Raw genomic sequence first — 23,751 nt, 5'->3', positions numbered from 1 at the left:
GTCACTCCCCCCGTCGCCGTCACCCCCCTGCGGTGCTGTCCGTCTCGTCGCCGCCCGCTCAGTACCGCCCTCGCCCGAGCCCGCGGCATCCCCGCCGTCGCGCGAGGTCGGCGGCGTCGCTCGCCGGGACGTAGGTGCCGACGCGCTCGCGCACCCACCAGTCGCCCGTCTCGGCGCGCTCTTCGGGCGTGGTGTACCGGTAGCGGTAGCGCAGCACGCGCACCCGCTCGGGCGGCTCGTCGCCGAACGGGTCGTCGCCGAGGAGCGAGCGCGTCGCCGGGTCGGCGTCGAGCAGGGCCTCGAGGAGCCGGTAGAGCCAGCGCTGGCGCGGCCCGGGGCGCGGGCGCATCGCGGCGAACCAGAGCTGCCAGTCGAGCCGGAGGTGGTAGGGAGCCCACTGGCGGGGGCGCTCGTCGACCGGCCCGGGCTGGCCCGCCCAGCCGTAGGCCGTCCAGTCGTCGGGGTCCGGGTCGGCCGCGCGCGTCCCCTCGACGACGAGCTGGTACCGCGTCTCGGTGATGGAGCCGAACGCGCCGTAGGTGTTGACGAGGTGGAGCGGGTCGTAGCCGCGGTTCATCGCCTGCGACTCGGAGAGGAGGTTCCGCGCGGGGCGGACGCTGAGCGCGAGGACGACCAGCGCGACGACGAACGCGGCGACGACCTGCGCGTCGGGCGGCGACGCGGCCGCCGGGGCGTCGATGGGGAGGAGGCGCGCGAGCGTCGCGTCGTCGAACGTGGCGAGCGCCTGCACGGCGGTGAGGGCGTTCAGCCACGCGAAGTTCCCGGTGCCCATCAGCCACAGCTGGAAGCCGATGGTGAGCGCGCCGCCGAGCGCCGCGTAGGGCTGGGGGGCGAAGTAGAGGAACGGGACGGCGAGTTCGACGACGTGGTTGCCGAGCACCTCGACGCGGTGGAAGCGCGCCGGGAGGTGGTGGGCGAACCAGCTGCCGGGGTTCGGTATCGGCTGGGTCTCGTAGTGGTCGTCCATCGCGCTCAGGTCGCGCCAGCAGTCGTCGCCGCGGAGCTTGATGAGCCCCGCGCCGAACATGTTGCGAAAGAGCACCCAGCGCAGCAGCCAGACCACGATTTCGGGGGGCGCGCTCGCGCCCGCGCCGAGGAAGACGGCGAGGAAGCCCGTTTCGAGGAGCATCGACTCCCAGCCGTAGCCGTAGAAGACGCGCCCCGCGTTGACGAAGGAGAGGTAGAGGAGCCACATCGCGCCCCAGAGCGCCATCGAGGCGGGGACGGCGTACGCGCCGAGGAAGCCGGGAACGCCGACGAGGGCGAGGGCGGCGAGCGCGACGCCCGTCCACGCGGCGACGCCGACCACCCGGTCGTCGGGGGCGAGGTAGAAGAGGCTCGGGCGCGCGGCGAAGTCGGCGCGCTCCGCGTACTCGGAGAGCGGGAGGAGGCCGTCCTCGCCGACGAGCGGGCGGAACTGCCGGGCGGCGACGAGGAAGGCGACGAGGTAGAGGAGCGCGAGGCCGCGCTGGAGCAGAACGCGCGTCAGCCAGTAGTCGCCGGTACCGAGGAGACCCACGTCGATGCGTCAGCGCCGCGACGCCCAAACCTCTGGCGGCGCTCCGACGTCTGCCAACACGCCGGTGTTCGGTGCCGCTCCGACTGGCGGCGCTACGACATCCGCTCGGTGTAGTCCCAGCTGTAGACCTCCGCGGGGTCGATTTCGACGCGCACCTCCTCGCGGTCTGCGTCGAGGAGACTCCGGGCGAGTTCGGAGTCCGTCCCACCGAGATAGCGGGTGATGAGCGAGCGCAACAGGGTCTTCTCCTCGTCCGGTTCGACCGTCACCGTCCCGGTCCCCCGGACGCCGTAGTAGGGCGGGTCGTTCACGGAGACGTCGAAGGCGACGGCGTCGTCCGCGCGGAGGAAGCGGACGACGTCGGCGTTCGCGCCCGTCGCGCACGCGAACGTCCCGTCCTCGTAGGCGAACCAGAGCGTCACCGTCCACATCGTGCCGTCGGGGCGGTGCGTCGTCAGCCGAATCGGCACCGTCGCGTCCCGGAGGAAGTCGGCGACGCCCGCCTCGTCCCACGCGCCGCGGAACTCTGTCATACCGGGGGTTCGCGGGCGGGGGTCGAAAAACCCCGGACTCGCGGAGCGAACGGCTTTTCCCGTCTTTCGGCGAACGGGCAATATGGAACGGCTCCGCGAGTCCCTCCACGAGGCCCCGATAATCGACAAGGACGGCTATCACTACCTCGTCCACCCGATAAGCAACGGCGTGCCAATGCTCGAACCCGCGTTGTTGCGCGAGGTCGTCGTCGGCGTGACGCGCGCCGCCGACCTCGACGTCGACAAGATCGTCGCGCCCGAGGCGATGGGCATCCACATCGCCACCGCCGTCTCCCTCCAGACGGACGTCCCGCTCGTCGTCATCCGCAAGCGCGAGTACGGCCTCGACGGCGAGGTCGCCCTCCACCAACAGACGGGCTACTCGGAGTCCGAGATGTTCATCAACGACGTCGAGGAGGGCGACCGCGTCCTCATCCTCGACGACCTGCTCTCGACGGGCGGGACGCTCGCCGCCATCACGGGCGCGCTCGACGACATCGGCGCGGAGGTCACGGACATCGTCGTCGCGCTCCGGAAGGTCGGCCCCTCCGCGCTCGACGACACCGACTACGAGGCCACGAGCCTCCTCGACATCACCGTCGACGAGACCGGCGTCACCGTCCACGACTGAGCACGGTCGTGCATATTCGTCGCTAGCCGCGCGGAGAAGTAGCGGCGAACACGCAACACTTATCGGTGCGAGCGGGGACGGACGTGACACGAATGGCGTCCGAGACGGACACCGAAATCGACGTTCAGTACGGCCTCGACGACCGGCCGCCGTGGCCGCGCTCGCTCCTCCTCGCCCTCCAGCACGTGGCGGTGATGATCGTGCCCGCGACCGCCGTCGCCTACATCGTCGGCGGCGCGGTCGGGCTCGGCGACGCGACCGCCTACATCGTCCAGATGGTGCTGCTCTTCTCCGGGCTCGCCACGGTCGTGCAGGCCTACACGGTCGGGCCGGTCGGCGCGAAACTCCCCGTCGTGATGGGGACGAGCTTCACCTTCGTCGGCGCGGCCTCCACCATCGGTATCAACTACGGCCTCGCGGCCGTCTTCGGCGCGATCCTCGTCACCGGCTGGCTCGTCGAGGGCCTCATCGGCTGGCAGTTCGAGCGCATCCGACCCTTCTTCCCGCCGCTCGTCACCGGCCTCGTCGTCGTCATCATCGGCCTCTACCTCGTCCCCGCGGCGATGGACAACGCGGCCGGCGGCGCGGGCAGCGCCCACTACGGGGCGGCGTACAACGTCGGCCTCGCCGCCCTCGTCCTCGGCATCGCCGTCGTCCTCAACCTCTTCACGAGCGGCGTCACGCGCCTCCTCAGCACGCTCGTCGCCATCGCCGTCGGCTACGTCGCCGCCGGCGTCCTCACCGTCACCGGGGTCGCCCCGGGCCTCCTCAGCTTCGACGCCGTCGCCGCCCAACCGTGGTTCGCGGTCCCGAACCCGGGCCGCTTCGGCTTCGCCTTCGAACCCGTCCCCATCCTCACCTTCGCCTTCCTTTTTCTCGTCTCCGCGATGGAGACCGTCGGCGACATGTCCAGCGTCACCGCCGCGGAGGGCCGCACGCCCACGAACGGGGAGTTCCGCGGCGGCCTCTTCACCGACGGCCTGATGAGCTCCCTCGGGGGAATCTTCGGAGCGTTCCCCGTCACGTCCTTCTCGCAGAACGCCGGCATCATCAACTTCACGGGGGTCATGAGCCGCCACGTCGTCGGCGTCGCGGGCGTGATACTCGCGGTCCTCGGCCTCAGCCCGAAGATAGGCGCGCTCGTCACCACCATCCCGAGCGCCGTCTTCGGCGGCGCGGTCCTCCTCATGGCGGGGATGGTCGCCGCCAGCGGCGCTCGCCTCATCACCCTCGACGTCACGCTCGACCGGCGGAACATGGTCATCCTCGCCGTCGCGCTCGGTCTCGGCCTCGGCGTCGCCACCACGCCCGAGGCCCTCGGCGGCCTCCCCGTCGCCGCCCGGACGTTCTTCGGCGAACCCGTCATCGTCACCGCGCTCTCCGCACTCCTGCTCAACACCTTCGTCCCCGGCGAGGAGAGCCCGCTGTTCGGCTGAGCGGCGCTTTTCGACACGCCACGCGCGCCCCGAAACCGTGCTACCACTCCCCTCGGAGGTGCTTTACGCGCCGGTCGTCTCAGTTCCGTATGGACTACCAGATCGCGCTGGACCGGGCGTTCGACGCCCTCCCCGAGCGCCCCGCCGAAGCCGACGCCCGTCTCCAGATTCCCGCCCCCGAGGGCGAGACGGACGGCGCGTTCACCCGCCTCACGAACGTCCGCGCGATTGCCGACGCCGTCTCGCGCGACCCCGACCACCTCTTCCGCAACGTCCAGCGCGAACTCGGCACCAACGGCCAGTTCGACGGCCAGCGCGCCCGCTACAACGGGTCGTTCTCCGTCGCGGACTTCGACGCCGCCATCGACGCCTACGTCGCCGAGTTCGTCACCTGCACGGAGTGCGAGCGACCCGACACCCGCCTCGTCACCGAGGACGGCGTCGAGATGCTGCGCTGTACGGCCTGCGGGGCGTTCCGTCCCGTTCAGAAGAAGACGAACACCACCCGCACGGCCCGCGAGACCGTCGACTCCGGCAAGACCTACGAACTGGAGATAACCGGCACGGGCCGCAAGGGCGACGGCGTCGCCGAACGCGGGCGCTACACCGTCTTCGTCTCCGGCGCGCGCGAGGGCCAGACCGTCCGCGCGTACGTCGAGAGCACGAGCGGCGACCTCGCGTTCGCCCGCCTCGCGTAGACCGCCGGGCTCGGGGTGTCGCGCGAGATAGTCACGATTATATCCCCGTCTCCACCACGGGTTGGTATGGCTTCCCGTGATGCGAGCGGCACGCCGCACCTCACGCTCCCCTTCGACGCGGCGGCCGCGACGCGACTGGGATGGACGCTCGGCGACGCGATCACCGACGACGGCACGCGAACCGCCCGCTTGCGCCGTATCGGCGGGACCGTCCGCGGTGCCGTCCACGATGTCGGCGGCGCGACGGTCGTCCTCGTGCGGACGCCCGCGGGCCGCGAACGCTACTACGAACTGCCGACGCACGACGTCGAGAGCGCGCTGACCGCGGCGGTCGAGCGCGGGTTCCGCCGCGTCGAGGACGCCCCCGACGCCGCGCACGCCTGACCGATACCTAGTATTCTCCAAGGGCGTCTCAGGGACACGCCTATCAGTACCCACCGCCGTTGTATGGGCATGAGTGACACGGACGTGACGTACGTCGAGAAGGCGTGCGCGTACGTGACCCGCGGCGGGTCGGAGCTACTGACCTTCGAGGGGCCGGGCCACGACGGCCGCCAGATTCCGAAGGGGACCGTCGAGACCGGCGAGGAGCCCCGTGCGGCGCTCTATCGGGAGGTCATCGAGGAGAGCGGCGTCGCCACCTTCCACGGCGTCCGGCACCTCGCCACGGACGTCTGGGTCCGCCGCGACGACAAACGCTACGTCCGGCACTTCTACCACGTCCCCGTCCACGAACCCCGCGACGCGTGGACGCACGTCGTCACGGGCGAGGGCGCGGAGGTCGGCGCCGAGTTCGACTTCTCGTGGGTCGACCTCTCGACGGTCCCCGACACCGCCTTCGCGCTCGACCTCGACGACTACGTTCACGCGCTCGCCGCCGTGACTGGGGGCAAACGCGGCGGGCCCGCCGCGGCGGCCGTCGCGGACGACTCGCTCAGTTCGTCGTGACGACCTCGACGACGGCGTTGTGGTCGAGGACGGTGTCCTTCCCGAGCTGACGCTGCGAGCGACAGTCGATGCCGTGGAGGAAGCCGTCGCCGATGTCCGAGTGGATGTGGTAGGCGAAGTCCTCCGCCGTCGCGTCCTGCGGGAGCAAGAAGACGTCCGGGAACGGGCCCTGCGTCCAGTTGAGCCCCGAGTCGCCCGTGAACACCGCCTTCAGGCCGAGCTCCTCGAACAGCGCGGTCTCCAGGGCCTCCTGGACGCCCGTCCCGCCGAACTCGGTCACGAACTCGCGAATGTCCTCGAGGCCCTGCTCCTGTTCCGCGGAGACGTCCGCGACGATGTCGAAGTCGTCGTCGCCCGGCACGTAGTCGACGACGCCCTGCTCGGCCGCGTTCTTCAGCGCCTTCTCCGCGTGGACGCTCACGGGGACGATGGTGACGTCCTCGTACGCGGGGTCGTTCGTTATCTCCTCGTAGTTCGCCTGCCCCTCCGGCGTGTCGAGTTTGTTCGCGGCGACGACCATCGGCTTCGTGCGCTCGCGGATCGCGCGCGCCAGTTCGAGTTCGTCCTCATCGTCCCACGTGTCGGGGTCGAGGTCGAGGCCCTCGCCGAGGATTATCTGCTTTATCTCGTCTTTGTTCGTGCCGAAGGCGCTCATCTGCTCGGCGAGTTCGACTTCGAGTTCGACCTCGGTGGTGTGCGCCGTCTCGAAGCGCTCGATGCCCTTGCGGAGGATGCCCAGATACCACTGGTCGAGTTCCTCCTCTAAGAAGTCGATGTCGTCGCGCGGGTCGTGGCCCTCGGTCGGTTCGCCCTCGGCGTCCGTCTTCCCCGAGAAGTCCACGATGTGGACGAGGACGTCCGCCTCGTTCAGGTCGGTGAGGAACTGATTCCCGAGGCCCTTCCCCTCGTGTGCGCCCGGGATGAGCCCGGCGACGTCGACGAGTTTCGTCGGGACGAAGCGCTTGCCGTCCTCGCAGTAGCCGGCGTTGGGCGCGCACTCCTCGTCGAACTCGGGGGCCGCACAGTCGGTGCGGACGTACGCCTCGCCGACCGCGGGGTCGATGGTCGTGAACGGGTACGCCCCCTCCGGGACGTCGTTCATCGTCGCCGCGTTGAAGAAGGAGGACTTGCCCACGGAGGGCTTGCCCACGAGACCGATCTTGTAGCTCATTAGCCACCCGAAGGCCATCGCGGCCTAAATGGTCTTCTGAAGGGCGATAGCGTGGTACTCTATGGCGAACGAACGCGCGGTGGGCACGACGGACGCGGCCGGCGGTGACGGGGCGGCCGGCGTCGTTTTGCGCCCCCGGCCCGACGCCTTCGACGTGGAGTCGACATCGCTCGCCGACGCCTTCGACTCGTTCGACGAGACGTGGAGCCCGCGCATCGTCGCCGCACTCAACGACCAGCACGTGAAGGTCGCGCGCCTCGACGGCGCGTTCGTCTGGCACAGCCACGCGGACGCCGACGAACTCTTCTACGTCGTCGAGGGCGCACTCACGGTCGAGTACCGCGAGGACGGTGACGTGGACGCCGTCGAGCTCGCCGCGGGCGACCTGACCGTCGTGCCCGCGGGCGTCGAGCACCGCCCCGTGGCCGACGGCGAGGCGAAGGTGCTCCTCTTCGAGCCCGCTGGCACGCTGAACACCGGGGACGCGAACGACGACGAGCGGACGGTCTCGGTCCCCGAGCGCCTCTAGGGCCGGACCGTGCCGGCGCGCCCGCGGTCCCGAAACTTTTCGGTTCCGTCCTTCTTGAGCCGACGTATGGACCGACGCGACTACCTCGCCGCCCTGGGCGTCGCCGGTCTGGCCGGCCTCGCCGGCTGCGGCGCGCTCTCCGGCCGCGACGGTCTCGGTGACGGCCCGCCCGCGGGCTGTGGCGTCCCCGAGAGCTTCGCCGCGAACCGCGGTGCCCTCCCGCCCGACGAGACGCCGACGGACGGTATCCCGCCCGCCCTCGACGGCGACCCGCCCTCCCACGACCTCGACCCGGACGTCTTCCCCGTGGCCACCGTTGCGGGCGTCGACGTCCGCCTCGTTCCCGTGGACGCCGCGCACTACTGGTGGCGCCGCGGTGCCGCCCGGTTCGCGGACGCCCGCGGGCGCGACGCCTACGACCGCGCCCACGTCTACGGGGCCGTCTGGAGCCCCGCCGACGGCACGACCGACCCGGCCAACGGCAGCGACGGGAGCGACGAAAGCGACGAGAGCGACACGAACGACGCGTGCGACCCCGTCGACTACTGGCCCGAGGGCGACCGCATCGTCTGCTACGGCGGCGAGACGGACCGACACGGCCGCGAACGCGCCGCCGCGCTCGTCGCCGCCGACTACGACGAGGTGTACGCGGTCCGCGAGGGGTTCCCGGCGTGGCGTCGCGCCGGCTACCCGAGCGCCGGCCGCGACGTCGAGCCGACCGGCACGACCGGCTGAGCCCGCGGGCTTTTTGCCGTCCCCCGCTCACCTACGGGCGTGAGCGACCACCCGATACCGAAGGGCGTGAGCCGCGGGACGCTGTGCACCGTCGTCGCCGGCTGGTACGCCGCCGGCGCGAGCGAGGGGGCGACGCAGACGAGCGCCGTCGAGGACGCCACCGGTATCAGCGACGCCGTGAGCAGACAGACCGCGTTCCTCGACGACGTCGGCGTCCTCGACGTCGACGGGCGCGACCACCGCCTCACCGAACAGGGGACGGACCTCGCCGCGGCGCTCGCCAACGACCGCGAAGCGGACGCCCGCGCGGCCTTCCGCGACGTCCTCGCGGACTGGCCGCCGACCCGACGCGTGCGCGCCTTACTCGCCGACGAACCGATGCACGCACCAGCCCTCATCCCCGTCCTCGCGGGTCTCACGGGCCACGACACCGAGCGCGAGCGCGTCCGCGTCGGCCTCCGCACCCTCCTCGACCTCTGGACGTGGGCGGGCGTCCTCGACCGCACCGACCGGGGCGCGTACCTCCCCGGCCGCGTCGAGGACTCCCCGCAGAGCTCCGTCGCGGTCGGCCTCGAACTCACGCTCGACGTCGACCCGGACGACATCGAGAACCTCGTGCGCGCCATCCAACGCGGCCTCTCCGAGGACGACCTCTCCACCGTCGAGGCCGACCTCGACCTCACCGAGTAGGCCGTGCTCGTCCCGCTCGCCCTGCTCGTCGTCGGTCTGCTCGCGCTCGTCACCGGCGCGGACCGGGTCGTCGACGCCGCCGCCGGCCTCGCCGACCACGCCGACGTCGGCGCGCTCTTCGTCGGCGTCACGGTCGTCGCCGTCGGCTCCAGCGTCCCCGAAATCGCCACCGCGGCGTACGCCGGTCTCTACGGTGCCGGGACGTTCGCCGTCGGCCACGTCGTCGGCTCCGCGACCTCGCAGGTGACGCTCGGGATCGGCCTCGTCGCCGCCGCCTCCCCCCTCACGGTCCCGCGCGACCGCCTCGCCGTCTACGGCGGCGGGATGCTCGCCGCGATGGTCCTCATGCTCGCCGCCGCGGCCTCCGGGGCCGTGAGCCGCGTCGAGGGCGTCCTCCTCTGTGCGTGCTACCTCGGCTTCCTCGCGGTCGTCGTCGAGCGCACCGACTTCGCCGACCACGCGAGCGACCACGACGGCATCGACGACCCCCGGCGTGCCGTCGCGTGGCTCCTCGCCGGCCTCGCGCTCGTCCTCCTCGGCGGCCACCTGCTCGTCACCGCCGGCCGGACGGTCGCGCTCGCCCTCGACGTCCCCGCCGCGTTCGTCGGCGCGCTCACGGGCCTCGGGACGACGCTCCCCGAAATCGTCGTCTCCCTCCAGGCCGTCCGCGACGGCGAATCCGGCATCGCCGTCGGCACCCTCCTCGGCTCGAACGTCACCGACCCACTGTTCAGCCTCGGGGTCGGTGCCGCCGTCGGCGGCCTCGGCGTCCCGCACCCCGCGAGCGTCCTCCCCGCCGGCCTCTACATGCTCTGCGTCTCCGCCCTCGTCGTCTGTCTCTTCGCCGTCCGGCGCACCGTCGGCCGCCGCGCCGGCCTCGTCGTCGCCGCGCTCTACGTGCCGTCGTTCCTCCTCGTCTGAGTCGCCCACCGCGGGTGCCCGCGTGGCGGACACGCTTTTCGCCCGCGGGCGACAACCCCGGAACATGACCGAACGCGTCGTCGTGATGGGTGCGGCCGGCCGCGACTTCCACGACTACTTCGCCGCCCTCCGGGACGACCCGGACCGGCGCGTCGTCGCGTTCACGCGCGCCCCCGGCCAGAACCTCGGCGAGACCGAGGCGGGCGGGGACGACGCCTTCCCCGCCGCACTCACGCCCGACGGCCGCGGCCCGATACCCATCGTCCCCGAGGCGGCCCTCGCGGAGACCGTCGCCGAGCGCGACGCCGACACGGTGCTGTTCGCGTACTCCGACGTCGCCCACGGGGACGTGATGCACGCGGCCTCGCGCGCGCTCGCCGCCGGCGCGGACTTCGGAATGCTCGGCCCCGACAGCGTCCAGCTCGACGTCGACGTCCCCGTCGTCGCCGTGAACGCCGTGCGCACGGGCTGCGGGAAGTCCGCGGTCGCGCGGGCGTTCGCGGACGAACTCGACGCGCGCGGCCTCGACGTCGCCGTCGTCCGCGAGCCGATGCCGTACGGCGACCTCGTCGAGAAGCGCGTCGAGCGCTTCGCCGACGAGCGCGACCTCGCCGGGCTCACCGTGGAGGAACGCGAAGAGTACGAGGACCACGTCGCGGCGGGCCACGTCGTCTACGCGGGCGTCGACTACCGGGCGGTATTCGAGCGGGCGAGCGACGAGGCGGACGTGCTCGTCTGGGACGGCGGGAACAACGAACTCGCGTTCGCCCGCCCCGACTACCACCTCGTGCTCGTCGACGCGCTGCGACCCGACCACGGCGAGCGCTACCACCCCGGCGAGGCGAACCTCCGACGCGCCGACGCGGTCCTCGTCACGAAGGAGAACGCGGCGAGCGACGACCAGGTCGAGACGGCGCGCGACTCGGCCGCCCGCCTCGCGCCGGCCGACGCGCCGGTGTACCACAGCGACTCGGTCGTGCGCGCCGACGACCCCGACGCCATCGCGGGCCGCGACGCGCTCGTCGTCGAGGACGGCCCGACGCTCACCCACGGCGGGACGCCCCACGGCGCGGGGTACGTCGCCGCCGAGGACGCGGGCGCGGCGTCGATTATCGACCCGGAGCCCCACGCTGTCGGCGAAATTGCGGACGTCCTCGCCGAGTACGACCACCTCGACGACGTCCTCCCCGCGATGGGGTACAGCGAGGCCCAGCTCGCGGACCTCGAAGCCACCATCGACGCCGCCGACCCCGACGTCGTCGTCGCGGGGACGCCGGTCGACCTCGACGCCGTCGTGGACGTCGACGCGCCCGTCGTCCGCGCGCGCTACGAGGTCGCGTTCCACGACACCACGCCCGCGGAACTCCTCGACGCGGGCCTCGGTGCCGTCCTCGACCCCTGAGCGCGATGCGGATGGGTTTATCAACACCCACCGACTAGGTCCGGTAGGATGAGCGTCGTTCTGACGTTCACCGTTCCGGGGGGCCAGTTCGCACTCGGCCGCGCGATGCCGGAAGGGGGGATACGAGCCGAACTCGACCGTGTCGTACCGCTGGGCGTAGATACACCGCCGTTCCTCTGGGCGTACGCCGACGCGGACGCGCTCGACGACTTCCAGACGCGTCTCGCCGGCGACGCGGACGTCGCGGACGTCGAGGCCGTCGACGTCTTCGACGACCGGCGGCTCTACCGCGTCGACTGGGCGTCCTCGGAGACGTGCGTCCTCTCGCACCTCCGCCGGGCGTCGGCGAGTCTGAGCGGCGCGACCGGCACCCGCGACGCCTGGGAGTTCACCGCCCGGTTCCCGTCGCAGGACGCCCTCTCGGGCTTCCACGACGCCTGCCGCGAGGCCGACATCGACCTGACGGTCACGGGCGTCAACCGCCTCGACCCGACCGAGGAGCGCGACGACGGTCTCACGGCGAACCAGCGCGAGACGCTCCGCCGCGCCTACGAGGCCGGCTTCTACGACATCCCGCGTGGGACGACGACGGTGGAGCTCGCCGAGGAACTGGGCATCTCCGACCAGTCGCTCTCGGAGCGCCTCCGGCGTGCCCACGCCGCGCTCGTCGAGCGGACGCTCCTCTGAGGGCGCGCGGCGCGAATCGTCTAGACGCGTTTCGGGGCGTGCGCGGCGACCTCGACGCCGGGGCTGTAGACGACGTGCGGGTCGCCCGCGGGGTCGTCGAAGCCGTTGACCGCGAAGAGGTCGTTTTCGCGGACGTCGTAGGTCGCCTCCTGCACCCGCCACGGGTCGTGTTCGATCTCGCCGCGGAGGAGGGTGTCGCGCCCCTCGACGTAGAAGCGGTAGCGTTCGAGGAGGAACTCCGTGAGCGAACCCGGCTCGGCGGGTTCGGGGTCGCCCCGCGGGGTGTAGTCGGCGTCGAACTCGCAGGGCGGGACGCCGGCGTGCGTGCGTTCGCTCTCGAACTCGACGGTCTCGCCGCGCCGGACGATGCGCTGACTGGCGTCGTAGTAGGGGAGCCGGTAGGTCGCGCGCGCGATGGCGACGCCGAGGCGGTCGGTGGCGTCGAGGTTGTAGAAGTAGATGCCGGGGCCGGCGTCGCCCGTGACGTACGTCCGGAGGTTCAACTCGCCGAAGGTCGGTCCCACGAACCGCGGGAACCCGTAGGGACGGACGTCGCCCATCACGAAGGGGACGACGGAGAGGTAGGCGTCGCCGCCGTGGGTGTCGACCGTGACGTCCTCGGGGAGCGTCGCGGCGACGACGTCGGGGTCGACGGCGTACGAGGCGACGCAGACGTCGCGCCAGTCCATGGAGATAACTCGCATACGCGCGCTTCGCCGCGCGGCCCCTTCGTCGTGCCGGCCGTCGTCGCGGCCACCGACAGGGTTATTAACATTAGGAGAAGATTTAGTAACTGTGTCGAACACACTCTTCACCCGCGCCGTCCGCCGCCCGTCGGTCGCCCTCGGGGCCGTCGCCGTCGTCCTCCTCTGTGTGCTCTCCGCCGTCGCGCTCGCCGCCGGCCGCGGGGGCAAGGTCGTCGGAATCGGCTGGGTCGCGTTCGCCGCGATGACCGGCGGCGCGTTCTTCGGCGAGCGCGCGCACAACGGGAGCGCGCGCGGCCTCGTCTGGGGCTACGGGCTCGCCAGCGGCGCGATGGTGACGAGCGCCGCCGTCTTCCTCGTCCCGCAGGCCGTCGGCTACCAGCCGAAGCTCGCCGGCTTCGGGCTCGCGGCCGGCGTCGTCGCCGGCTTCGCCGCGCACACCGTCGGCCACCGGCTCTCCCACCGCGAGTTCCCCATCGACCGGACGGCCGCACAGCTCACCGCGCACGCGCTCGCCGCCGGCGTCATCATCGGTGCCGTCTACGCGACGATGCCCGACCTCGGCGCGGTGCTCGGGCTCGCCATCGTCTCGCACAAGGGTCCCGCCGGCTACGCGGCCGCGCGCCGCCTCCGCCTCGACGGGCGACCCGTGACGCCGATGCTCCTCCCGGCCGCCGCCGTCGGCATCGCGGCCGTCGCCGTCTCTCTCCTCCGCGTCCCGCCGAACCCCGCCGTCGACGCCGTCGTCTTCGGCTTCGCCGCGGGGGTCTTCCTCCACATCGCCATGGACTTCCTCCCGGACTGCGAGGTCGGCGGCGAGATACACGACGCCGTCACCCACGACCACGACGGCCACGACCACGCGCTCCTCGACACCCTCCGCACGCACGCCGTCGCCAGCACGGTCGTCGGCGGGGCCTGCGTCCTCGCGGCGAGCGTCGGCCTCGGTGTCGTCTGACACACGGGGGGTTTCCTACCCGCCGACGGCGACGCGACTGAACGTTCGGTCACTAGGCTCGGGGGCGACCCGAGTCGGCACGCCCCGCATCGCCTTGTTCTTCACTCTCATACTCAGACCTAATATTCCTACGAGACGCCGCAGTCCGGTGGTTTCGCGGCGTGCGACGCGGCCGGCGGCGCGGTGTCGGAACGAGAGGGATACCCTTATGTGGCTGGCCGGTCTGGACGAACGTACACGATGTCATCCAACGACATTCCCGGTGCGAGTCCGGGGGAACGGGTTCTTCCAGGGCACATTAGCCCACAATAACGACGAGATCGACGACGCACGGATTTTCGACACGACGCTCCGCGACGGCGAGCAGACGCCACGCACGTCGTTCGACTACGACGATAAGCGTGAGATAGCGGCGCTGCTCGACGGAATGGGGGTCCACGTCATCGAGGCCGGATTCCCCGCGAACTCCGAGGCGGAGTTCGAGGCCGTCCGGGACGTCGCCGAGGCGACCGACGCCACCACCTGCGGGTTGGCGCGCGTCGTCGAGTCCGACGTCGAGGCCGCCATCGACGCAGGTGTCGACATGGTGCACGTCTTCGCGTCCACCAGCGACATCCAGATCGAGGACTCGATGCACGCCACCCGCGAGGAGGTCGTCGAGCGCTCGGTCGCCGCGGTCGAGCAGGTCGCGGACGCCGGTGTCGAAGTCATGTACTCCCCGATGGACGTCACGCGGACCGACCCCGAGTACCTCGCCGAGGTGCTGGAGGCGGTCGATGCGGCGGGCGTCGATTGGGTGAACCTCCCCGACACCGTCGGGATCGCCACCCCGAGCCGGTTCGCGGACCTGGTGCGCTACGTCAAAGAGCACACCGACGCCCGGATCGACGTGCACTGTCACGACGACTTCGGGATGGCGACCGCGAACGCCGTCGAGGGAATCGTCGCCGGAGCCGACCAGGCGCAAGTGAGCGTCAACGGCATCGGCGAGCGCGCCGGCAACGCCGCCTTGGAGGAGGTCGTCATGGCCATCGAGAGCCTCTACGGCGTCGACACCGGCATCGACACGACCGGAATCGCCGAGCTCTCCGAGCTGGTCGCGGAGAAGGCCGGCGTCCCGGTCCCCGACAACAAGCCCGTCGTGGGGAAGAACGCCTTCAGCCACGAGTCGGGCATCCACGCCGCGGGCGTCATCGAGAACTCGGAGACGTTCGAGCCGGGCGTGATGACCCCCGAGATGATCGGCGCGGAGCGCTCCATCGTCCTCGGGAAGCACACGGGGACGAACGCGGTCCGCCAACACCTGGAGGAGGCCGGCTACGAGCCGACCGACGACGAGGTGGTGGCGGTCACCAAGCGCGTGAAGGAGCACGCCGCCGGCAAACGCCGCGTCACCACGGACGACCTCCACGAGTTCGCGGCGGACGTCGGCATCGAGCGCGAATCGGCCGAAGTGAGGGCCTGAGACGTCATGCCCTCGTTCGGCAACGCTTGCACGGCCGGGAAGGTTCAAATAGGAGCGACGCCTACAGCCGATACCGATGCGACGACCCACCGCGCGGACCGACCGTCTCTCGGGCAGCGTCGTCGCCGCCGTCCCGACGTTCATCGTAGGGGCGTAAGCCCCCTCTCTCCTCATCCTCCCCGACCGTCAGTACCGGCCGACCGACCGATCAGCGACCGCACCACACACACCACACAATGAGCGAGAGCGAACCAGAACGAACCACTGACCGCGACGAGGCGGAGACGCTACCGACGGGTGCGTCGTCCGTCGTGACCGCACTGGAGGACGCCGGCGTCGAGGCCGCCTTCGGCGTGCAGGGCGGGGCGATCATGCCCATCTACGACGCGCTCTACCAGAGCGACATCCACCACGTCACGATGGCGCACGAACAGGGCGCGGCTCACGCCGCCGACGCCTACGGCGCCGTCACGGGCGAGCCGGGCGTCTGCCTGGCGACGTCCGGCCCCGGCGCGACCAACCTCGTCACCGGCATCGCCGACGCCGACATGGACTCGGAGCCGGTGCTGGCCCTGACGGGGCAGGTCGCCACCGAGATGGTCGGCAACGACGCCTTCCAGGAGGCGGACACGACCGGCATCACCCGCCCCGTCACGAAGTCGAGTTACTTCGCGAGCGACCCGGACACCGTCGGCGACACCGTCGGCGAGGCGTTCGCGCTCGCCCGCGACGGCCGCCAGGGCCCGACGCTCGTCGACCTTCCGAAGGACGTCTCGAACGCCGAGGACGTCGCGCGCCCCGGCCCCGCGGAGGGCCCGGAGACGCAGGACATTCCGGACGAGGCCGACGCCGAGGAGGTCAGCCGTGCGGCACACGCGCTCGCGGACGCGGAGCGGCCCGCCATCCTCGCCGGCGGCGGCGTCATCAAGGGCGAGGCGACCGACGAACTGCGGCAGTTCGCCGTCGACCACGGCATCCCGGTCATCACGACGATGCCGGGCGTCGGCGCGTTCGACGAGACCCACGACCTCGCCATGGAGATGGCGGGGATGCACGGCACGGGCTACGCGAACATGGCCATCACGCACTGCGACGTGCTGCTCGGCGTCGGCACGCGCTTCGACGACCGCCTCACCGGCGGCGTCGACACGTTCGCGCCCGAGGCCGAGGTCATCCACGTCGACATCGACGCCTCCGAGATTTCGAAGAACGTCCACGCGGACTACCCGCTCGTCGGCGACGCGAGCACGGTGCTGCGCCAGCTCGACGACGCGCTCCCCCGCTCGCCCGACGCCGCGGCGTGGCGCGAGCGGTGCGCCGAGTGGAAAGACGAGTATCCGATGGACTACGACGCCCCCGAGGACGAACCGCTCAAACCGCAGTTCGTCGTCGAGGCGTTCGACGAGGCGACGGACGCGGACACCATCGTCACCACGGGCGTCGGCCAACACCAGATGTGGGCCGTCCAGTACTGGACGTTCACCGAACCCCGGACGTGGATATCCAGTCACGGCCTCGGGACGATGGGGTACGGCCTCCCCGCCGCCATCGGCGCGAAGGTCGCCGCCCCCGACCAGGAGGTCGTCTGCTTCGACGGCGACGGCTCCTTCCTGATGACCGTCCAGGGGCTCTCCGTCGCGGTCCGCGAGAACCTCGACCTCACGGTCTGCGTCCTCAACAACGAGGCCGTCGGGATGGTCCGACAGTGGCAGGACGCCTTCTTCGAGGGGCGCCGGATGGCCTCCGAGTACCCGTGGGGGCCGGACTTCGCCACGCTCGCCGAGGCGTTCGGCGCTGCGGGCTTCACGCTCGACGACTACGACGACGTCGCGGACACCATCGCGGCGGCGCGCGACTACGACGGCCCCAGCGTCATCGACTGCCACATCGACCCGCGCGAGGACGTCTACCCGATGGTCGCGAGCGGCGGCGCGAACGGGCTGTTCGCCCTGCAGGAGGAGCACCTATGAACGGACACGGATTCGGAGACGGACACGAGCACGCACACGCGAACGCACGCACGCACGAGCGGGGTGAGCGGCGATGACCGGCGAACTCCCCGGGCCCGCGCCCGAGGAGCGCCCGCACCCGTCGGGCCGCCGGAACAAGCAGGGCATCCGCATCGACCCGCAGGCGGAGGCCGAACCCGAGATCAGACGGGAGGTGCTGTCGGCGCTCGTCGACCACGAGCCCGGCGTCCTCGCCGAGGTCTCGGGGCTGTTCGCCCGCCGCCAGTTCAACATCGAGAGCCTGACGGTCGGCCCGACGGCCACCGACGGCCTCGCGCGCATGACCATCGTCGTCGAGGAGACGGGTCCCGGCGTCGAGCAGGTCAAGCGCCAACTGCGGAAGCTCGTCCCCGTCCACGCGGTCCGGGAGCTCGACGCCGCGACCGAGCGCGAGCTCGCGCTCATCAAGGTCGGCGACGACGACCCCGCCGGCGTCGCGGCCGTCGCGGAGATGTACGGCGGCGAGGCCGTCGAGGCCGGCCCGGAGGTCGTGACGGTCGAGCTGACCGGCACGGAGAGCGAGATCGACGCCGCGGTCGAGGCGTTCGAACGGTTCGGCGTGCGCGAGGTCGCCCGCACGGGCACCGCCGCGCTCGCCGGCGGCACGGAGTTCACGGCACACGAAACCCACGACAATGAGTGACGACGAATTCACCCAGCCGGTGTATCACGAAGAAGACACGAACCCCGAGTACCTCGCCGACGAGACGGTCGCGGTGCTCGGCTACGGGAGCCAGGGCCACGCGCACGCCCAGAACCTGAACGAGTCGGGCGTCGACGTCGTCGTCGGCCTCCGCGAGGGGTCGGCCTCCCGCGCGGCCGCGACGGAAGACGGACTGCGCGTCGAGACGCCCACGGACGCCGCCGCTGAGGCGGACGTGGTGAGCATCCTCGTCCCGGACACCGTCCAGCCGGACGTCTACGCGCAGATCGAGGACGAACTCGAGGAAGGCGACACGCTCCAGTTCGCCCACGGCTTCAACATCCACTACGGCCAGATCGAGCCCAAATCGGGCATCGACGTGACGATGGTCGCGCCGAAGTCCCCGGGCCACCTCGTCCGCCGGAACTACGAGGCCGGCGAGGGGACGCCGGGGCTCGTCGCCGTCTACCAGGACGAGACGGGCGACGCGAAAGAGCAGGCCCTCGCGTACGCGAACGCGATCGGCTGCGCGCGCGCCGGCGTCATCCAGACGACGTTCAAAGAGGAGACGGAGACGGACCTCTTCGGCGAGCAGGCCGTCCTCTGCGGCGGCGCGACGGCCCTCGTCAAGACCGGCTACGAGGTGCTGGTCGATGCGGGCTACAGCCCCGAGATGGCGTACTTCGAGGTCCTCAACGAGCTGAAGCTCATCGTCGACCTGATGTACGAGGGCGGGCTCGCGGAGATGTGGGACTCGGTCTCCGACACGGCCGAGTTCGGCGGGCTGACGCGCGGCGACGTCGTCGTCGACGAGCAGGCCCGCGAGAACATGGAGGAGGTCTTAGAGCAGGTGCAGAACGGCGAGTTCGCCCAGGAGTGGATTCTGGAGAACCAGGCGAACCGGCCGAAGTACAACCAGCTCTACGAGCGCGAGCGTAACCACGACATCGAGGAGGTCGGCGAGCGCCTGCGCGAACTCTTCGAGTGGGCCGACGAGGAGACCGAGAGCGAGGACGAACGCGTAGAGGTGAACGCTGAATGAGTGAGGGCACGCTCTACGACAAGGTCTGGGACGAGCACACGGTCACGACGCTCCCCACGGGCCAGACGCAGCTGTTCGTCGGTCTCCACCTCATCCACGAGGTCACGAGCCCGCAGGCGTTCGGGATGCTCCAGGAGCGCGACCTCGACGTCGCGTACCCCGAGCTGACGCACGCGACGGTGGACCACATCGTCCCGACGGGCGACCGCTCGCGGCCGTTCGAGAACGACGCCGCCGAGCGGATGATGGAGGAACTAGAGGAGAACGTCCGGGACGCCGGCATCGAGTTCGATGACCCGACGACGGGCGACCAGGGTATCGTCCACGTCATCGGCCCGGAGCAGGGGATCACCACCCCCGGCAAGACCATCGTCTGTGGCGACTCGCACACGTCGACGCACGGCGCGTTCGGCGCTATCGGCTTCGGTATCGGCACCTCGCAGATTCGCGACGTGCTCGCCACGCAGTGTATCGCCATGGAGAAACAGAAGGTGCGCAAAATCGAGGTCACGGGCGAGCTCGGCCCGGGCGTCGAGGCGAAGGACGTCATCCTCGAGATCATCCGCCGGCTCGGCACCGACGGTGGCGTCGGTCACGTCTACGAGTACGCGGGCGAGGCCATCGAGAACATGGGCATGGAAGGTCGGATGAGCATCTGCAACATGTCCATCGAGGGCGGCGCCCGTGCGGGCTACGTCAACCCCGACGAGACCACCTACGAGTGGCTCGCGGAGACCGACGCCTACGCCGACGACCCCGAGAAGTTCGAGCGCCACAAGGAGTACTGGGAGTCGATTCGCTCGGACGCCGAGGCGGAGTACGACGACGTCGTCACCATCGACGGCTCCGAACTCGAACCCGTCGTCACGTGGGGCACCACGCCGGGGCAGGGCATCGGCATCACCGACCCGATTCCGGACCCCGAGGAGATGGCGTCGGGCGACGCGGACGTCGCGCGACGCGCACAGGAGCACATGCGCGTCGAACCCGGCGAGACGATGAACGGCTACGACATCGACGTCGCCTTCCTCGGCTCGTGTACGAACGCCCGCCTCCCGGACCTCCGCGCGGCCGCGAACGTCGTCGAGGGCCGCGAGGTCGACGACGGCGTTCGCGCGTTCGTCGTCCCGGGCAGCCAGCGCGTGAAGGCCGCCGCCGAGGAGGAGGGCCTCGATCAGGTCTTCACGGAGGCCGGCTTCGACTGGCGCGACGCCGGCTGTTCGATGTGTCTCGGGATGAACGACGACCAACTGCAGGGCGACGAGGCCTGCGCGTCGTCGTCGAACCGGAACTTCATCGGCCGACAGGGGTCGAAGGACGGTCGGACCGTCCTGATGAACCCGCGGATGGTCGCCGCGGCGGCGATCACCGGGGAAGTGACTGACGTCCGCGAGATGAAGGGGGTGAGCCTGGCGTGAGCGACGTCGAGGACGGGCCCGCCGACACCGTCGAGGAAGTGACGGGGACGGGCATCCCGATCCGCGGGAACGACATCGACACCGACCAGATAATCCCGGCGCGCTTCATGAAGGTCGTCACGTTCGACGGCCTCGGTGAGTACGCCTTCTTCGACCAGCGCTTCGACGACGAGGACAACGAGAAGGACCACCCGTTCAACGAGGAGCGCTTCCAAGGCGCGAACGTCCTCGTGGTGAACTCGAACTTCGGCTGTGGCTCCTCGCGCGAGCACGCCCCGCAGGCGCTGATGCGCTGGGGTATCGACGCCATCGTCGGCGAGTCCTTCGCGGAGATTTTCGCGGGGAACTGCCTCGCGCTCGGTATCCCGACGCTCACCGCGGACCACGAGTCCATCAACGCCCTCCAGCAGTGGGTGGACGACCACCCCGACGAGGACCTCCACGTCGACGTCGTGCGCGAGACCGTCGAGTACGGCGACAACGAGATGGGCGCGAACGTCGATAAGGCCCAGCACAAGGCGCTCGTCGAGGGCGTCTGGGACACGACGGCGCTGATGGAGGCGAACGCGGCCGCGACGCGCGACGTCGCCGAGTCCCTCCCGTACGTCGAATCCGGTTCGCTCCCCGAGGTCGAGTCCGATGACTGAGGAGGTCGTCGTCATTCCCGGCGACGGCATCGGCCAGGAGGTCGTTCCCGCCGCGGTCGACGTCCTCCAGGCCACCGGGGTCGACTTCGAGTTCGTCGAGGCCGCCGCGGGCGACCACGTCGCCGAGGACGGCGGCGACCCGCTGCCCGACGAGACGCGCGAACTCGCCGCGAACGCCGACGCGACGCTGTTCGGCGCGGCCGGCGAGAGCGCCGCGGACGTCATCCTCCCGCTGCGCGACGCCGTCGACTCCTTCGTGAACGTCCGGCCCGCGCGTACCTACCCGGGCGTCGACGCGCTCAAGCCCGGCATGGACGTCGTCTTCCTCCGCGAGAACACGGAGGGCGTCTACGCCGGCCACGAGGCCCGGCTCACCGACGACGTCTCGACGCTGACGCGCGTCGTCTCGCAGTCCGCCTCGGAGCGCCTCGCCGAGTACGCCTGCGACTTCGCCCCCGAGGGGTTCACGGTCGCGCACAAGGCGAACGTGATGCGCGAGACGGACGGCCTCTTCCGCGACACGGTCGTCGACGTCGCCGAGGAGAACGGCGTCGAGACCGACACCGCGCTGATGGACGCGCTCGCCATGCACCTCTGTCTGCGCCCCGAGGAGTACGGGGTCGTCGTCTGCCCGAACCTCGCGGGCGACGTCCTCTCCGACCTCTCCGCCGGCCTCGTCGGCGGCCTCGGCCTCCTTCCCTCCGCGAACATCGGCGAGGAGCGCGCGCTCTTCGAGCCCGTCCACGGCACCGCGCCCGACATCGCCGGGCAGGGCGTCGCCAACCCCTGCGCGACCGTCCTCTCGGCCGCGATGCTCCTCGACTACCTCGACTACGAGGACGAAGCCGACGACGTCCGGGACGCCGTCGAGGGCGTGCTCGCGCACGGCCCGCGCACGCCCGACCTCGGCGGCGACGCCGAAACGAGCGACGTGACGAACGCCATCGTCGAGCGCCTCTAAGCGCGCCCCGCTCTCCTACTCGCTTTCTTCTCGTACGTCTCGACCCTCCCGCTCGGTCTAGCGCTCGACGATTTCCGCGCCGTCCCCGACCGACGAGCGATAGGCGCGCGCGTCGACGCCCGCGTCCGCGAAGGCCTCCACCATCGCCGACGCGACGGCGCGCTGACGCGCCGGATAGCACGCCGCGATGAGCGCCGGTCCCGCGCCGCTGACCGTCACGCCCGTCGCGCCCGCGTCCGCCGCGGCCTCGCAGACCGCGTCGTAACCGTCGATGAGCGCCGCGCGCGCCGGCGTCACGACGCGCTCGTCCATCCCGCGACCGACGAGCGACGGGTCGTCGCGCTGCATCCCCGCGGTGAGCGTCGCCGCGCTTCCGACCGTGTGGACGACGTCGTCCATCTCTGCGGAGCGCGGAACGACGCCGCGCGCGTCGCGCGTCGACACCACGATCTCCGGGAGGCACGCCACGAGGGGGACGTCCGCGTCGATGCTGAGCACGCCGTCGTCGCGGACGACCGTGAAACCGCCGAGTATCGACGGCGCGACGTTGTCCGCGTGCGCCTCCCCCGAGACCGCGGCCTCGCCCTCCGCGGCGACGCGGACGAGCTCCTCGCCCGTGTGGCCGCGCTCGTAGAGCGCGTCGAGCGCGACCGCCGCCGCCGCCGCCGACGCCGCGCTCGACCCCAGTCCCGAGGAGGGACGGACGCCCTTGTCGATGCGGATGTGCGCCGGCGCGTCGAGTTCGCGGGCGACGACGCCCGCCGTGTTCTTCGCCGGGTCCTCCGGGATGTACTGCGCGCCCGCCCCCGACACCTCGATGGTCGTCTCCGCGGCCCGTTCGACCGTGACGACGTCCGCCGGGCGGTCGAGCGCGACGCCGAAGACGTCGAACCCGCTCCCGAGGTTCGCACTCGTCGCGGGCGCACGGACCGTAAGCATGCCGTGGCGTACCGTGTGGGGGCTGAAAAGCGTAGCGAACCATCTTTTTCCGGGTCGGGTGCGCTCCGCGCACCCGTCCCCGCAAAAACATGGTCCACGCGAGGAAGCGAGTGTGGGACCAGCGAGGCCCGACGGGTCTCGCAGGGGTGAAAAATCCCGAGTGACTTCGTCGCTCGGTGAAACGCGGCGCGTCGCGCCGCGCCGCGTACGCCGGACTGCACCGCGACCGCCGGCGTTCGATATAGGGAAATGGTCCGTCGAACTGTACCGAATCTATTCACATCCCGTCAAGAACCGCCTGCTGGCTATCGAGGGCGGATTCCGTGGGATAGCTCCGGGTGACTCACGGAACCAGTGTATCCTCATACGGACACACCACTTCGAGTGCGAAGACCGACCGTCCATCACCCAACGATGTACTCCGGAGCGAGGAACAGACCGGCCAGAAAACAAGTCAATACGAAGATGGCTGTGAGGCGGAGTAGGCCAGCCGCCCGTCGTCGAGTTTTCGGAAGCGATTCAGCAATTCCGGACAGCGCAGTTCCGACGATAAAGAACAGCACCCACGGGACGACGGCTCCAGCTTCGCCGACACTCCAAGCGTACACGAGTAGACAGCAGAAGGAGAGCGACGTGCCAAACTGGACGAGTGAGCTGCGCCGGCCTTGTGGCTCCTTGAACAGAACGTCGCCGATATAGGGGACCATAGTCGGTGTATCCTCGCTAAAGACACAAAATGATGACTTCGCGTACGTCCGGTAGAACGTTCTCCCGTGCGACGCGATTTCACCACCGGAGCTGGGCGGTAATCTACTGCGAGGTTCATACATGGACCAAACGAACCACGGAGGTAGCGTCCGCGAGCGAGCGTTAACGAGACGGCTGTGCCGTCTCGTTCGCCGATCGGAAATCTCCGATCTCCGATGACGGTTCGAAGAACCCGAACGAAGCGGTTCTCTCGCCCTGCGGGCGAGACGACGGAGTCGCCTCGCTGCATAGGAAGAAGCGGAGCTTCTTCCGATAGCCGAGCGTTTCCCAGCGAGC

Annotated in this window: 25 protein-coding genes; 19 read left to right on the top strand and 6 right to left on the bottom strand. The window is 70.7% G+C overall.

Going from position 1 to position 23,751, the window contains the following annotated elements; translation table 11 throughout:
- Positions 1 to 58: 58 nt before the first annotated feature.
- Positions 59 to 1,540: a lipase maturation factor family protein gene (locus IEX84_RS00965; RefSeq protein WP_188869109.1), complete on the bottom strand. Its 1,482-nt coding sequence runs from the start codon at positions 1,538 to 1,540 to the stop codon at positions 59 to 61.
- 92 nt (positions 1,541 to 1,632) lie between these two features.
- On the bottom strand, positions 1,633 to 2,073 hold the full coding sequence (locus tag IEX84_RS00960) for a pyridoxamine 5'-phosphate oxidase family protein (protein ID WP_188869108.1): 441 nt from the start codon (positions 2,071 to 2,073) through the stop codon (positions 1,633 to 1,635).
- A gap of 82 nt (positions 2,074 to 2,155) precedes the next feature.
- Here IEX84_RS00960 and hpt point away from each other — a divergent pair, with 82 nt between their 5' ends.
- From hpt to IEX84_RS00935, 5 genes are all read left to right on the top strand, one after another.
- Entirely contained in the window at positions 2,156 to 2,704 is a 549-nt protein-coding gene (gene hpt / locus IEX84_RS00955; protein ID WP_188869107.1) for a hypoxanthine/guanine phosphoribosyltransferase, read from the top strand.
- Between the two features lie 92 nt (positions 2,705 to 2,796).
- Positions 2,797 to 4,140, top strand: coding sequence for a uracil-xanthine permease family protein (locus tag IEX84_RS00950; protein WP_188869106.1), 1,344 nt, complete (start codon positions 2,797 to 2,799; stop codon positions 4,138 to 4,140).
- A gap of 89 nt (positions 4,141 to 4,229) precedes the next feature.
- On the top strand, positions 4,230 to 4,838 hold the full coding sequence (locus IEX84_RS00945; protein ID WP_188869105.1) for a translation initiation factor IF-2 subunit beta: 609 nt from the start codon (positions 4,230 to 4,232) through the stop codon (positions 4,836 to 4,838).
- A 66-nt stretch (positions 4,839 to 4,904) separates the two neighbouring features.
- On the top strand, positions 4,905 to 5,222 hold the full coding sequence (locus IEX84_RS00940; protein ID WP_188869104.1) for a hypothetical protein: 318 nt from the start codon (positions 4,905 to 4,907) through the stop codon (positions 5,220 to 5,222).
- A gap of 69 nt (positions 5,223 to 5,291) precedes the next feature.
- Entirely contained in the window at positions 5,292 to 5,786 is a 495-nt protein-coding gene (locus IEX84_RS00935) for an NUDIX hydrolase (RefSeq protein ID WP_209590267.1), read from the top strand.
- Here the strand turns inward: IEX84_RS00935 and IEX84_RS00930 are convergent.
- On the bottom strand, positions 5,773 to 6,957 hold the full coding sequence (locus IEX84_RS00930) for a redox-regulated ATPase YchF (RefSeq protein WP_188869102.1): 1,185 nt from the start codon (positions 6,955 to 6,957) through the stop codon (positions 5,773 to 5,775). The two genes, IEX84_RS00935 and IEX84_RS00930, sit on opposite strands and share 14 nt — an antisense overlap.
- Positions 6,958 to 7,111: 154 nt before the next feature.
- Between IEX84_RS00930 and IEX84_RS00925 the strand changes: the two genes are divergently transcribed.
- The 6 genes from IEX84_RS00925 (at position 7,112) to IEX84_RS00900 (ending at position 11,921) form a co-directional block, all read left to right on the top strand.
- Positions 7,112 to 7,486: a cupin domain-containing protein gene (locus tag IEX84_RS00925; RefSeq protein WP_188869871.1), complete on the top strand. Its 375-nt coding sequence runs from the start codon at positions 7,112 to 7,114 to the stop codon at positions 7,484 to 7,486.
- Positions 7,487 to 7,552: 66 nt separating this feature from the next.
- Positions 7,553 to 8,221: a rhodanese-like domain-containing protein gene (locus tag IEX84_RS00920; protein ID WP_188869101.1), complete on the top strand. Its 669-nt coding sequence runs from the start codon at positions 7,553 to 7,555 to the stop codon at positions 8,219 to 8,221.
- 39 nt (positions 8,222 to 8,260) lie between these two features.
- Positions 8,261 to 8,911, top strand: a complete 651-nt coding sequence (locus IEX84_RS00915) for a hypothetical protein (RefSeq protein ID WP_188869100.1) — start codon at positions 8,261 to 8,263, stop codon at positions 8,909 to 8,911.
- Between the two features lie 3 nt (positions 8,912 to 8,914).
- Positions 8,915 to 9,832, top strand: a complete 918-nt coding sequence (locus tag IEX84_RS00910) for a sodium:calcium antiporter (protein WP_188869099.1) — start codon at positions 8,915 to 8,917, stop codon at positions 9,830 to 9,832.
- Between the two features lie 64 nt (positions 9,833 to 9,896).
- Complete coding sequence (locus IEX84_RS00905; protein WP_188869098.1) at positions 9,897 to 11,234, top strand: GTPase; 1,338 nt, start codon at positions 9,897 to 9,899, stop codon at positions 11,232 to 11,234.
- Positions 11,235 to 11,282: 48 nt separating this feature from the next.
- Positions 11,283 to 11,921: a helix-turn-helix domain-containing protein gene (locus IEX84_RS00900; protein WP_188869097.1), complete on the top strand. Its 639-nt coding sequence runs from the start codon at positions 11,283 to 11,285 to the stop codon at positions 11,919 to 11,921.
- Between the two features lie 20 nt (positions 11,922 to 11,941).
- Here IEX84_RS00900 and IEX84_RS00895 read toward each other — a convergent pair whose 3' ends face one another.
- Positions 11,942 to 12,625: a YqjF family protein gene (locus IEX84_RS00895; protein ID WP_188869096.1), complete on the bottom strand. Its 684-nt coding sequence runs from the start codon at positions 12,623 to 12,625 to the stop codon at positions 11,942 to 11,944.
- Between the two features lie 91 nt (positions 12,626 to 12,716).
- On the opposite strand from IEX84_RS00895, the gene IEX84_RS00890 reads away from it, so the two are divergent.
- From IEX84_RS00890 to IEX84_RS00855, 8 genes are all read left to right on the top strand, one after another.
- Positions 12,717 to 13,583, top strand: a complete 867-nt coding sequence (locus IEX84_RS00890; protein WP_188869095.1) for a ZIP family metal transporter — start codon at positions 12,717 to 12,719, stop codon at positions 13,581 to 13,583.
- Positions 13,584 to 13,845: 262 nt separating this feature from the next.
- Positions 13,846 to 15,048, top strand: a complete 1,203-nt coding sequence (locus IEX84_RS00885) for a LeuA family protein (protein WP_188869094.1) — start codon at positions 13,846 to 13,848, stop codon at positions 15,046 to 15,048.
- A 236-nt stretch (positions 15,049 to 15,284) separates the two neighbouring features.
- Positions 15,285 to 17,018 (top strand): biosynthetic-type acetolactate synthase large subunit, encoded by a 1,734-nt coding sequence (gene ilvB, locus IEX84_RS00880; RefSeq protein WP_188869093.1) that lies wholly within the window; start codon positions 15,285 to 15,287, stop codon positions 17,016 to 17,018.
- 73 nt (positions 17,019 to 17,091) lie between these two features.
- Positions 17,092 to 17,700 carry an acetolactate synthase small subunit gene (ilvN, locus tag IEX84_RS00875; protein ID WP_188869092.1) on the top strand — a complete coding sequence of 203 codons (609 nt, stop codon included), beginning with the start codon at positions 17,092 to 17,094 and terminating at the stop codon, positions 17,698 to 17,700.
- The gene (gene ilvC, locus IEX84_RS00870) at positions 17,693 to 18,742 is read left to right on the top strand and encodes a ketol-acid reductoisomerase (protein ID WP_188869091.1); all 1,050 of its coding nucleotides are present in this window, start codon (positions 17,693 to 17,695) and stop codon (positions 18,740 to 18,742) included. The genes ilvN and ilvC overlap by 8 nt, the downstream gene beginning before the upstream one ends.
- A complete protein-coding gene (leuC, locus tag IEX84_RS00865) occupies positions 18,739 to 20,160 on the top strand; it encodes a 3-isopropylmalate dehydratase large subunit (RefSeq protein ID WP_188869090.1) in 1,422 nt (473 codons plus the stop codon). Before ilvC ends, leuC begins: the two co-directional genes overlap by 4 nt.
- The gene (gene leuD, locus IEX84_RS00860) at positions 20,157 to 20,807 is read left to right on the top strand and encodes a 3-isopropylmalate dehydratase small subunit (RefSeq protein ID WP_188869089.1); all 651 of its coding nucleotides are present in this window, start codon (positions 20,157 to 20,159) and stop codon (positions 20,805 to 20,807) included. The genes leuC and leuD overlap by 4 nt, the downstream gene beginning before the upstream one ends.
- Positions 20,800 to 21,768 (top strand): isocitrate/isopropylmalate dehydrogenase family protein, encoded by a 969-nt coding sequence (locus IEX84_RS00855; RefSeq protein WP_188869088.1) that lies wholly within the window; start codon positions 20,800 to 20,802, stop codon positions 21,766 to 21,768. The genes leuD and IEX84_RS00855 overlap by 8 nt, the downstream gene beginning before the upstream one ends.
- A 57-nt stretch (positions 21,769 to 21,825) precedes the next feature.
- Here the strand turns inward: IEX84_RS00855 and IEX84_RS00850 are convergent, their stop codons facing one another.
- Entirely contained in the window at positions 21,826 to 22,707 is an 882-nt protein-coding gene (locus tag IEX84_RS00850) for a homoserine kinase (protein ID WP_188869087.1), read from the bottom strand.
- A 404-nt stretch (positions 22,708 to 23,111) separates the two neighbouring features.
- Positions 23,112 to 23,414, bottom strand: a complete 303-nt coding sequence (locus IEX84_RS00845) for a hypothetical protein (RefSeq protein ID WP_188869086.1) — start codon at positions 23,412 to 23,414, stop codon at positions 23,112 to 23,114.
- Positions 23,415 to 23,751 lie beyond the last annotated feature (337 nt).

It is taken from the genome of Halarchaeum rubridurum (genome assembly GCF_014647115.1).
GTDB classification, from domain to species: Archaea; Halobacteriota; Halobacteria; order Halobacteriales; family Halobacteriaceae; genus Halarchaeum; species Halarchaeum rubridurum.
This window is presented reverse-complemented; position numbering and strand designations above follow the sequence as displayed.

What these genes read in the sequence shown, in the direction of transcription:
- IEX84_RS00900 (WP_188869097.1), top strand. Translation starts at nt 11,283, where the DNA reads ATGAGCGTCGTTCTGACGTTCACCGTTCCGGGGGGCCAGTTCGCACTC.
- leuC (WP_188869090.1), top strand. Translation starts at nt 18,739, where the DNA reads ATGAGTGAGGGCACGCTCTACGACAAGGTCTGGGACGAGCACACGGTC.
- IEX84_RS00905 (WP_188869098.1), top strand. Translation starts at nt 9,897, where the DNA reads ATGACCGAACGCGTCGTCGTGATGGGTGCGGCCGGCCGCGACTTCCAC.
- IEX84_RS00950 (WP_188869106.1), top strand. Translation starts at nt 2,797, where the DNA reads ATGGCGTCCGAGACGGACACCGAAATCGACGTTCAGTACGGCCTCGAC.
- IEX84_RS00960 (WP_188869108.1), bottom strand. Translation starts at nt 2,073, where the DNA reads ATGACAGAGTTCCGCGGCGCGTGGGACGAGGCGGGCGTCGCCGACTTC.
- IEX84_RS00855 (WP_188869088.1), top strand. Translation starts at nt 20,800, where the DNA reads ATGACTGAGGAGGTCGTCGTCATTCCCGGCGACGGCATCGGCCAGGAG.
- ilvB (WP_188869093.1), top strand. Translation starts at nt 15,285, where the DNA reads ATGAGCGAGAGCGAACCAGAACGAACCACTGACCGCGACGAGGCGGAG.
- IEX84_RS00940 (WP_188869104.1), top strand. Translation starts at nt 4,905, where the DNA reads ATGGCTTCCCGTGATGCGAGCGGCACGCCGCACCTCACGCTCCCCTTC.
- IEX84_RS00895 (WP_188869096.1), bottom strand. Translation starts at nt 12,625, where the DNA reads ATGCGAGTTATCTCCATGGACTGGCGCGACGTCTGCGTCGCCTCGTAC.
- hpt (WP_188869107.1), top strand. Translation starts at nt 2,156, where the DNA reads ATGGAACGGCTCCGCGAGTCCCTCCACGAGGCCCCGATAATCGACAAG.
- IEX84_RS00850 (WP_188869087.1), bottom strand. Translation starts at nt 22,707, where the DNA reads ATGCTTACGGTCCGTGCGCCCGCGACGAGTGCGAACCTCGGGAGCGGG.
- IEX84_RS00930 (WP_188869102.1), bottom strand. Translation starts at nt 6,957, where the DNA reads ATGAGCTACAAGATCGGTCTCGTGGGCAAGCCCTCCGTGGGCAAGTCC.
- IEX84_RS00920 (WP_188869101.1), top strand. Translation starts at nt 7,553, where the DNA reads ATGGACCGACGCGACTACCTCGCCGCCCTGGGCGTCGCCGGTCTGGCC.
- IEX84_RS00945 (WP_188869105.1), top strand. Translation starts at nt 4,230, where the DNA reads ATGGACTACCAGATCGCGCTGGACCGGGCGTTCGACGCCCTCCCCGAG.
- IEX84_RS00935 (WP_209590267.1), top strand. Translation starts at nt 5,292, where the DNA reads ATGAGTGACACGGACGTGACGTACGTCGAGAAGGCGTGCGCGTACGTG.
- ilvC (WP_188869091.1), top strand. Translation starts at nt 17,693, where the DNA reads ATGAGTGACGACGAATTCACCCAGCCGGTGTATCACGAAGAAGACACG.
- IEX84_RS00845 (WP_188869086.1), bottom strand. Translation starts at nt 23,414, where the DNA reads ATGGTCCCCTATATCGGCGACGTTCTGTTCAAGGAGCCACAAGGCCGG.
- ilvN (WP_188869092.1), top strand. Translation starts at nt 17,092, where the DNA reads ATGACCGGCGAACTCCCCGGGCCCGCGCCCGAGGAGCGCCCGCACCCG.